9 protein-coding genes are annotated in these 9,326 nt (G+C 66.0%); 4 read left to right on the top strand and 5 right to left on the bottom strand.

The genetic code is table 11. The features are described 5' to 3' along the window. Positions 1 to 124 precede the first annotated feature (124 nt). Positions 125 to 1,180, top strand: coding sequence for a GNAT family N-acetyltransferase (locus tag K7W03_RS25530; RefSeq protein WP_222887677.1), 1,056 nt, complete (start codon positions 125 to 127; stop codon positions 1,178 to 1,180). On the opposite strand, the gene K7W03_RS25525 is transcribed toward K7W03_RS25530, so the two are convergent. From K7W03_RS25525 to K7W03_RS25515, 3 genes are read right to left on the bottom strand one after another with little or no spacing between them, the layout of a single operon-like run. Then, entirely contained in the window at positions 1,158 to 2,018 is an 861-nt protein-coding gene (locus K7W03_RS25525) for a cupin-like domain-containing protein (RefSeq protein WP_222887675.1), read from the bottom strand. The two genes, K7W03_RS25530 and K7W03_RS25525, sit on opposite strands and share 23 nt — an antisense overlap. After that, positions 2,015 to 3,130, bottom strand: coding sequence for a GNAT family N-acetyltransferase (locus K7W03_RS25520; protein ID WP_222887670.1), 1,116 nt, complete (start codon positions 3,128 to 3,130; stop codon positions 2,015 to 2,017). Before K7W03_RS25520 ends, K7W03_RS25525 begins: the two co-directional genes overlap by 4 nt. Before the next feature lie 35 nt (positions 3,131 to 3,165). Further along, complete coding sequence (locus K7W03_RS25515; protein WP_044662997.1) at positions 3,166 to 4,395, bottom strand: polyhydroxyalkanoate depolymerase; 1,230 nt, start codon at positions 4,393 to 4,395, stop codon at positions 3,166 to 3,168. Between the two features lie 125 nt (positions 4,396 to 4,520). Here K7W03_RS25515 and K7W03_RS25510 point away from each other — a divergent pair, with 125 nt between their 5' ends. Beyond that, a complete protein-coding gene (locus K7W03_RS25510; protein WP_103001475.1) occupies positions 4,521 to 5,177 on the top strand; it encodes a glutathione S-transferase in 657 nt (218 codons plus the stop codon). A 173-nt stretch (positions 5,178 to 5,350) separates the two neighbouring features. Here K7W03_RS25510 and K7W03_RS25505 read toward each other — a convergent pair whose 3' ends face one another. Both K7W03_RS25505 and K7W03_RS25500 read right to left on the bottom strand, forming a co-directional pair. Then, positions 5,351 to 6,052, bottom strand: a complete 702-nt coding sequence (locus tag K7W03_RS25505) for a glutamine amidotransferase (protein WP_222887679.1) — start codon at positions 6,050 to 6,052, stop codon at positions 5,351 to 5,353. Between the two features lie 71 nt (positions 6,053 to 6,123). Further along, positions 6,124 to 6,363: a CBU_0592 family membrane protein gene (locus tag K7W03_RS25500; protein WP_044661366.1), complete on the bottom strand. Its 240-nt coding sequence runs from the start codon at positions 6,361 to 6,363 to the stop codon at positions 6,124 to 6,126. A gap of 458 nt (positions 6,364 to 6,821) precedes the next feature. Here K7W03_RS25500 and K7W03_RS25495 point away from each other — a divergent pair, with 458 nt between their 5' ends. Both K7W03_RS25495 and K7W03_RS25490 read left to right on the top strand, forming a co-directional pair. Next, positions 6,822 to 7,832, top strand: a complete 1,011-nt coding sequence (locus K7W03_RS25495; RefSeq protein ID WP_044661367.1) for an NAD-dependent epimerase/dehydratase family protein — start codon at positions 6,822 to 6,824, stop codon at positions 7,830 to 7,832. Between the two features lie 343 nt (positions 7,833 to 8,175). Then, a complete protein-coding gene (locus tag K7W03_RS25490) occupies positions 8,176 to 9,183 on the top strand; it encodes a KpsF/GutQ family sugar-phosphate isomerase (protein ID WP_044661368.1) in 1,008 nt (335 codons plus the stop codon). Positions 9,184 to 9,326: the final 143 nt, after the last annotated feature.

Genomic DNA, 9,326 nt, shown 5'->3' with positions numbered 1-9,326 from the left:
CCCCTCCCGCCTGCGGGAGGGGAATGTCTTGGATTGGCCATTCCCCACCTTCCCCACCTGCCCATACAGCTTGAGGTGCTGCAAGCTTGACCCCCACCGCCGCTCTGCCAAAAGGGGGCCCGCAATGGCCCTCACCGCCCACTTCACCCGCCTGCCCGACCTCGCGAGCCTGGCCCCCCGCTGGCAGGCGCTGGAGTCCCGCGCCGCCGCCAGCTTCTTCCTCGGCTGGACCTGGACCGGCGCCTGGCTGGAAAGCTACGCCGTCCGCCCCGAACTGCTCGCCGTCACCGACGCGCAGGGCCGGGACATCGCGCTCGCCCTCTTCGGCCATGCCCTGCAACCCCGCCTGCTGGGCCGCAGCGCCACCCTGTCGCTCAACCAGTCCGGCGACCCCGGCGCCGACCGCCCCTTCATCGAATATAACGGCCTGCTCGCCGCAAAGGGCAGGGAAGGGGAGGCGACACGGGCCGCCCTCCAGGCCCTGCAAAACCGCAACGACTGGCGCACCCTCCGCCTGGACGGCATCGCCCCCGACTCGCCGCTCCTGACAATCCCCGCCCGCCGCAAGACCCGCCTCGACCGCTCCCCGGTCTATCAGGTCGACCTCGCCGCCGTCCGCGCCGCCGACTATCTGTCGCTGCTCAGCGCCAACAGCCGCGCCCAGATCCGCCGCGCCCTCAAGGATCATGGCGGCGCGCTCCCGGCCATCGCCAAAGCCGCCCCAGCGGACATCGTTCCATGGCTGGACGAAATGCGGTCCCTCAACACCGGCCGCCACGCCGACAATGCCTGGGACGACCCCGCCTTCCGCCGCTTCGCCGCCGCCCTCGCAAGCCGCGACGAAAAGGTCGAACTGCTGCGCTTTACCGATGGCGGCGGAACCATCGGCCTGCTCCTCAACGTCCTCCACGACGGCGTAGCGATGAACTACCAGTCCGCCTTCGCCGCCCCGCGCGCGCCGAAGGACAAGCCCGGCCTGCTCTGCCACGCCGCCGCCGTCGCCCATTATGCGGAACGCGGCCTCGCGCTCTATTCGCTGCTCGCGGGCAAGGACCGCTACAAGCAGAGCCTCGCCACCCGCGAGGAAGCCCTTGAATGGTGGCAGGTCGACCGCTTCAGCCCCCGCCTCGAAGCCGAAGCGTGGCTGCGCAAGCTGCTCAGACGCCCAGCTTCCGCATGATGCGATAGGCGATCCGCCGCGCGCCCTGCGCCTCCGGCCGCGCCCCGATCCGCCCGACCGGCAGCCCGCGCCGCCGCAGCAGCGCGTTCAGGCTGTACAACTCGCCCTCCGCCACGCTCCGCTCCGATCGCCACGTCACCGACAGGCTGACCGACACGACGGGGCCATTCTCCACGAAATGCGGCGCCTTGACCGGCACATGGATCGCATCGCCCGGCGACAGCGTCACCGCCATGCCCCGCTCGCGAAACCCGTCCCGCCAGTCCAGATTGCGATGCCCGCCCGCATGGAAGGCCTCGCTCTGCACCGCCGGCACCAGTTCCTCGTCGCCCGCCGGAAAGACCGTCATCGTCTTCTCGCCCCGGATCTGGAGCAGGATATTATGCTCCGGGTCCATATGGAACGGCGTCACGCTCCCCGGCGAGGACAGGAAGATGAACGCCTCCCGATGCAGCATCGGCCCGGTCTCCCGCTCCACCAGCGGCGCCAGTTCCGCCAGCGCCCGGTCGAGCAGCGCGCCATAGGCCGCGTCCCGCTCGACATTCTTCAGCACCGCCCAACTGCCGTTGGTCTCGATGGTCCGGATCGTCTCGCCCAGCGTCAGCCCGTTGGACGGCGTATCCTCCGCCCGCACCCCCAAAGGCAGCTTGCCCAGATTATACTCCACGGAGTCGACCGGCATCCGCTCCGCCAGCCCGGCCAGAGCCTCCAGCGTCAGCAGCGCATGCCCCGCCAGCCCATGGTTCAACTTCGCCGCCCTGTCCGGATAAGCCGCCGCGAAGGCCGCCCGCGCCTCTTCCGGAAACACCGCCGCCTCGATGGCGCTCACCGCGTTCATATCTGCCCCTTCAACCTCTGCCCCAGCGCCTCGACGCCATTGGCCAGCGCAAAGGCGACGCTTCGCCCCGCGCCCCGCAGGGCGATGCGATATTGCGTGATCGTCCGCCGCTCGCCCCACAGGCTGTCGATCATCGGATGGTCCGCCGCCGCGCAGCTATCCATCCAGCCAATGGCGGGATCGCCCAGCACCGCCTGCAGATTGGCGATCTCGATCAGCACCCCCGGCGAAAAGCGCCCCAGCGCCTCGTCAAAGGCGATCTTGAAGGAAAAGGCCCCTTCGCCATGCCGGAAATTGACCAGCATCGCGATCGCCCGCCCATCCAGGTCCATGCGCAGGAAATGCAGCCGCCCGTTCTCGAAAGCCGCCGCGCAGGCCGCCCGGAAGAAAGCCGCATCCTCATCCCTGCAGGCCAGCGCCGATCCTTCCGCCCCCTTCCAGCCCGCGGCCTCCAGCGCCAGAAATTCCCCGCACCATGCCGCCAGCTCCGCCCCGTCGCCCAGCAGCCGGCTCCCGACCGTGCCCAGTTCGGCCAGCCGCTTCTGCAGGCGCCGCAATTCCTTGCGCTTCTTGGCCCGCACATTGGTTTCCCAATAGGCGTCCGCGTCCAGTTCCGACCGCAGCATCGCCCGGTCGTACCGATGCACCTCCCGCCGCCCGCGCCGCTGCTCGACGCACAGCGCCTCCAGCGCCGCCGCATTCGCCCCCGCCGCGTCCAGCCCCCGCAGATGCAGGAAGCCCGGCGCCCAGTCCGCCTCGTCCAGCTGCTCCAGCAATCCCCGCCACGCCGCCACTTCCTCGCCCCGCCGGATCAGCGGCGCGCCGAAGAAGCAATGATCGTGCATCCAGTTGGTGACGCAGCGCAGCGGCAACCGCCCATGCCGCGCCGCGACGACCACGGGCATCAGCCCGATCAGTTCCCCGTCCCGCTGCGCCTCCAGCATGCGCACGGCGGTGCCGCCCGCCAGATGGTCCAGCGCCGCACACAGCATGTCGGGCATGTAGAAGGCATTGGCCTCCGCCGCCGCGTCCGCCAGCGCGGCCCAGCGCGCCCGCTGCACCGGCGCATAGGCGCGCGCATGCGCCATTGCGGGATGGGAAGCCATGTCCATGCCCCCGGCCATATCCGCCAATGATTAGGGAAAGGCTAACCCGCGTTCATCGCCAGGATCATGTTCCGCACCTGCGGATAGACCTGCTTTTCCCATTTGCTGCCGGAAAAGACGCCATAATGGCCGACGCCCGGCTGCAGGTGATGGCGTTTCAGATGCGGGCGCAGGCCCGTGCAGAGCGCATGGGCGGCCGCGGTCTGGCCCACGGCGCACACGTCGTCCTTCTCCCCTTCGACCGTCAGCAGCGCCGTCTTGTGGATGGCGCCCGGATTGACCTTCCGCCCGCGATAGGTGAGTTCGCCCTTGGCCAGCAGCGTCCGCTGGAACACCTTGTCCACCGTTTCCAGATAAAATTCCGCCGTCATGTCGAGCACGGCGAAATATTCCTCGTAAAAGGTCTTGATCTTGTCCGCCTCGACCTGCCTGCCGTCGGCCAGCAGCTGGTAAAGCTCGCGGTGCGCGGCGCCATGCCGGTCCATGTTCATCGACATGAAGGCGGAAAGCTGGAGGAAGCCGGGATAGACCCGCCGGCCGCGCCCGGCATAGCGCATCGGCACCAGGCTGATCAGATTTTCCTCGAACCATTTGATCGACTGCTCATTGGCCAGTTCGTTGACGACCGTGGGCGCGGCGCGCGTGTCGATCGGCCCGCCCATCAGCGTCATGGAGCGCGGCGTCGCCGGGTCCTTGTCCTCCGACATGATCGACACCGCGGCCATCGCGGGCACGCACGGCTGGCACACCGAAACCAGATGCGATCCCGGCCCGATTTCCTGCATGAAGGTCATGATGTAGTCGACATAATCGTCGAATCCGAAGCGCCCGGCGCTCAGCGGCACGTCCCGGGCGTTCTTCCAGTCGGTGATGTACACGTCATGGTCGCGCAGCAGCGTCTGGACGGTGTTGCGCAGCAGGGTCGAGAAATGGCCCGACATGGGGGCAACCACCAGCACCCTGGGCTGCGGCGTTTCGACATCGTCCTTCGCGAAGTGCAGCAGGTTGCCGAAGGGCAGGTCCAGCGCCACCTCTTCCCGCACGGCGACCACCGCATTGCCGCTATGCACCTCCGTTATGCCATAGGCCGGCCGGCGATGCGTCAGCTTCGCGCCCTGGAACACGTCCATCAGGGCGAACATGCGGCGGGGCATGGCCCAATCCGCCACCGGTCCCATCTTGTCCTTGAAGGAGAGAGCGATCTGAGCACCGAAGCGCGCAGGGGCCATCATGTCGTTCCAGGCCTGATAGCCGCTATATAGCATCATCATCTTGCTCAAACGCGTCCTAAGCTCTTTCGGTGCCGATTCGGTCCCATGCAGGACCGTTATACAGGTTTTGCATATTGCACCGCATCATGATTGATGAAACATAGGGATGAAGCGGGAGGAACGCCATGGCCGACGCCGAACTCACCATTTCCAGCAAGACTTATTCGTCCTGGTCCCTGCGCGGATGGCTGTTGTGCCGCATGGCCGGGCTGAAGGTCGTGGAAAAGACGATTGCGCTCGACGATCCCGAAAACCGGGCGGAATTGCTGCTTCTGTCGCCGTCCGTGCTGGTGCCCCGCCTGACCCATGAGGGGGCGGGCGTGTGGGATACGCTCGCCATTGCGGAATATCTGCATGAACTCTATCCGCATGCCGGCCTTTATCCCGCGGAGCGGATCGCGCGCGCGCACTGCCGTTCGGTTTCGGGCGAAATCCACTCCGGCTTCATCAACCTGCGCTCGGCCCTGCCCATGAACCTGAAGGTGCGGCACGAAAAGTTCCCGGTCTTTTCCGGGGCCAAGCAGGACATCGAGCGGATCGAGGAAATCTGGACCGAATGCCTCGGCGCCTATGGCGGACCCTGGCTGTTCGGGGAAAGGCCGACCGTGGCCGATGCGATGTTCGCCCCCGTGGCGCAGCGTTTCCTGACCTATGCCGTGGCGCTGTCCGGGCGGTCGGCCGCCTATTGCAACTGGAGCAACGACTGGGACCTGATGCGCGAGTGGATCGACGCCGCCCGCGGGGAGAAGGATGAGGTCGAGGAACTGGAAGTCGAATTTTAGGACGCGCCGCGTTCAATCGGACGCAGGTCGCGCAAGCTTTTGTTGCCGCATCCTTTTAAGCGCAAAACCGGTTCCCACTTTTGCGCACGATGCTCTGGGGCGCGCCGCGTTCAATCGGACGCAGGCCGCGCGCGCTCATTTGCAGGCCGTCATGGCCTGAATGCCGATCGGTCCTAGTTCCCGATTCCGCTCAACCACTCGCCGATCATCGCGCGTCCGGCAGCGACGGCTGCGGGGCCATGGTCCGCATGGTCCTGCCGAAGGGCAGTGCCGCATTGCTTCGCTATGTCGAGATCGGCCCAGAAATGCGTGAGCCAATCCTCGAAACGCGGGTCTTCGCCCATTTCCGCGTGGAACTGCAACGCCAGCAGGTTGGGGCCGCGGCGAAAGGCCTGATGGGCATAGTTTTCGGTCGACGCCAGCAGCTCGACCCCGGTCGGCATGTCGAAAGTGTCGCTGTGCCAGTGGAGGACGGGCACGCCGTCCAGATGGCGCAGCGGGGATTCCGCGCCCGCCTCGTTCAGCATGACCGGCGCGAAGCCCAACTCCATCCGCCCGCCGGGATAGACGGGCGCGCCGAGCGCGGCGGCGATCATCTGGCTGCCCAGGCAGACGCCAAGGGTCGGCAGGTCCTGCTCCAGCCGGGCGGACAGCTTTTCGATCTGGAGCGGAATCCAGGGGTGCAGGTCCTGCTCATAGACGCCCATCGGGCCGCCCATCATGATCAACAGGTCCGGGGTGCAGAGGTCGACATCGGCAAAGTCGGGGCTGGCGACGTCGATCCGTTCGATCGCATAGCCCGCGGCCTCGATCGGCTGGAGATAGCCTGCCGCTCCCTCCCGCGGCACATGTCGGACGATCAGCGCTTTCTTCATCTCCACCATGCTGGTAGCCAAAGAGAACATGGCCTGCCACCCCAGCCTTTCTTGGGTTTTTGAAATGAGGGCTATTGGCGGGCGATGCGCATCAACGCGACCGCGCCTATGCCGAGCCAGATGATGTTGAGCACCATCGAGGGGATGGCGCCGTGCCACCATGTGTTGAGGATGAACAGCGTCGAACCCAGAGCGTTCATCCCTTGGAACAGGGCCGACTTGCCGGACACATGCCCGCTCGACACGAGCAGATAGGCGCCCAACACCAGCAACGCGCCCAGCCATCCGGCGATTTCGACAAGGATCGGCAATCCATCCCCCAGGAAAAGGGATGGTCTAGCTTGCCGAAGGCGGACCTGAATAGTGGTTCTGGATCATCTGGGCTCGATCCAGGCAAGTCGTGCGTCTGCAAGAACAGGTGCCCAGTCCCACCCTATCCAATATCCCATCTGGCCGGGGCTACCGGACGACAATGCTTCCCCTCCCCTTCAGGGGAGGGGACCGAGGGGTGGGGGCGTGCCCCACGCGCAAACTCAGCCTGTAGAGGCACTCCCCCACCCCAACCCTTCAAACGAGTCACGTGCCTCGTTTGACCCTGAAGGGGAGGGGCTTGATGGCAGGAAACCACCCATTTCCGCCAGCCCATCGGCATCCCTCCCCGGCAATTTTTAGGGACTAACACGGAGCTTCTGGGGAAAGCCCTTTACATCGCCTCCCGGATTGTCTGTGAAAGACTCCAGCGCCAAGGCAAGGACAGGAACCCGCAGCCATGACAATCCTCGTGACCGGCGCCGCCGGCTTCATCGGCATGGCCGTCGCGGACCGTCTTCTGTCCGAAGGCCGCGCCGTCTTCGGCATCGACAATATGAACGACTATTACCCCGTCTCGCTGAAGCGGGACCGGATCGCCGCCCTGCACGATCGCCATGGCGGCCTGTTCACCTTCGCGGAGCTGGACTTCGCCGACATGGACGCGCTCCAGGCGGCGCTGCACGACCATCCCGTCGATGCGATCGTCCATCTGGGGGCGCAGGCGGGCGTGCGCTATTCGCTGATCAACCCGCACGCCTATGTCCGCTCCAACCTCGCGGGCCATGTCAACATGCTGGAAGTGGCGCGGGAAAGGCGGGTGCGGCACCTCGTCTACGCCTCCTCCTCCTCGGTCTATGGCGGCAACGACACGCTGCCCTTCCGGGTGGAGGATCGCGCCGACCACCCCGTCTCGCTCTATGCCGCGACCAAGCGCGCCGACGAGCTGATGAGCGAGACCTACGCCCATCTCTTCCGCATTCCCATGACGGGCCTGCGATTCTTCACCGTCTACGGCCCGTGGGGCCGCCCCGACATGGCGATGTGGATCTTCACCTCGAAAATCCTCTCGGGCCAGCCGATCCCCGTCTTCAACCACGGCCGGATGCAGCGCGACTTCACCTATATAGACGACATCGTCAGCGGCGTGATCGGCTGCCTCGACCATGCGCCGGAAGATGACGGCGCGCCCAAGGCGGGGGGCAGCCGCTCGCCCCACCGGCTCTACAATATCGGCAACAACCGGCCCGAGGAGTTGATGCACCTCATCTCCGTTCTGGAGGAAGCCTGCGGCCGCAAGGCGGAGATCGATTTCCAGCCGATGCAGCCGGGAGACGTGCCGGCGACCTTCGCGGACATCAGCGCCATCGCGCAGGACATCGGCTTCGCGCCGACCACCGGGATCGAACTGGGGGTGCCCCGCTTCGTCGACTGGTACCGCGCCTATCATGGTGGAACGGCAGGCGCATAAACGGCGTCCTTTACAGGTTTATTCCCCTGACCGTGGCGCAATGCAGCACGGCGCCCCACAACCGCTTCCCTCGTAAAAGGTTCCGCCATCCGCCGATATTATTTGGCGGCTCATCGCTTTTTCATCCATTGTGGCGTTAATGGCGCGGAAATCATCATTCGCGCTTGCGAAATCGATTGCCAATACTAGGGGAAGACGCTTATCCCCGGCAGCCGGGTGCCGGTCGTTTCGACCGGTCGGGTCGCGGAACGAGGTAAGGACGGAACACCCTGGGACGGTGGATCGTCGCCGCTGTCGTCAGTCGGAAAAAGCCGGCGGCGGCGGTGGAAAAAAGGGCTTACGCGTGTCGACAGTAACGAAGATCGTGCCATTCGGCTCAGGCGGGCGCATTGCGGAAACCGCGCGCCGGACATTGTCCATCGCGGCCGAAGGGCTGAGCGCTCTCGAAAACCAGTTCAACGACCGGGAATTTTCAGCGACCTTCCTGCGGCTGGTCGGCATCATCATGAATGTGCGCGGCCGCCTGATCGTCACCGGCATGGGCAAGAGCGGCATCGTCGCGCGCAAGATGACGGCGACGCTCACCTCGACCGGCACGCCCGCCATCTTCCTGCACCCCGCCGACGCGGGCCATGGCGACCTGGGCATGGTCACGCCGGACGACGTCGTGCTGATGCTGTCCCATTCGGGCGAATCCAACGAACTCGGCCCGATCATCCAATATTGCAAGCGCTTCGCCATCCCCCTGCTGGGCATGACCGCGCGCAAGCGCAGCACGGTCGCGGCGGCGTCCGACATCTGCATCCTGATGCCCGACGTGAAGGAGGCGTGCCCCAATTCGCTCGCGCCCACCACCTCCACCACGATCCAGATGGCCTTCGGGGACGCGCTCGCCATCGCGCTCATGGAAATGCGCGGCTTCTCGGCGGACGACTTCCATAAATTCCATCCCAATGGCCGGCTCGGCGCGCAGCTCGTCAAGGTGCGCGAACTCATGGCCTCGGGCGGCGACGTGCCCCGCGTGGAGGAGGACGCCTCGCTGCTCGACGCCACCATCGAAATGACCCGCGCCCGGCTTGGCGGCACGGCGGTGGTCAACGGCAAGGGCGAACTGATCGGCGCCTTCACCGACGGCGACCTGCGCCGCACCGTCACCGGCACCCGCCACATGAACGAGCCGGTCGGCCGCTACATGACGGTCAGGCCCGTGTCGGTCGGCCCGGAAGAACTGGCTTCCGAAGCGCTCCGCCTGATGCACGACCATAATATCACGCTCCTCTTCGTCTGCGAAAAGGACCGCCTGGTCGGCGCGCTCCACATGCACGACCTCCTCCACGCGGGCGTCGCCTGAGCGCCATTCGCCCCAGGGACGACCGCACTCCCGCAAAGGCGGAAGCCGGGGCGGGCAAATTCGGGGTTCTTCAGCCTGATCGATTTGGGTGGAAAGCCGCCATTAAGCCCCTCCCCTTCAGGGGAGGGGTTGGGGTGGGGGCG

The organism is Sphingobium sp. PNB (genome assembly GCF_019873065.1).
Taxonomy (GTDB): Bacteria; Pseudomonadota; Alphaproteobacteria; order Sphingomonadales; family Sphingomonadaceae; genus Sphingobium; species Sphingobium fuliginis.
Note: the sequence above shows the minus strand (reverse complement) of the source record. Positions and strands in the feature narration are given on the sequence as shown.

What these genes read in the sequence shown, in the direction of transcription:
- K7W03_RS25505 (WP_222887679.1), bottom strand. Translation starts at nt 6,052, where the DNA reads ATGAAGAAAGCGCTGATCGTCCGACATGTGCCGCGGGAGGGAGCGGCA.
- K7W03_RS25510 (WP_103001475.1), top strand. Translation starts at nt 4,521, where the DNA reads ATGGCCGACGCCGAACTCACCATTTCCAGCAAGACTTATTCGTCCTGG.
- K7W03_RS25520 (WP_222887670.1), bottom strand. Translation starts at nt 3,130, where the DNA reads ATGGACATGGCTTCCCATCCCGCAATGGCGCATGCGCGCGCCTATGCG.
- K7W03_RS25525 (WP_222887675.1), bottom strand. Translation starts at nt 2,018, where the DNA reads ATGAACGCGGTGAGCGCCATCGAGGCGGCGGTGTTTCCGGAAGAGGCG.
- K7W03_RS25495 (WP_044661367.1), top strand. Translation starts at nt 6,822, where the DNA reads ATGACAATCCTCGTGACCGGCGCCGCCGGCTTCATCGGCATGGCCGTC.
- K7W03_RS25515 (WP_044662997.1), bottom strand. Translation starts at nt 4,395, where the DNA reads ATGATGATGCTATATAGCGGCTATCAGGCCTGGAACGACATGATGGCC.
- K7W03_RS25530 (WP_222887677.1), top strand. Translation starts at nt 125, where the DNA reads ATGGCCCTCACCGCCCACTTCACCCGCCTGCCCGACCTCGCGAGCCTG.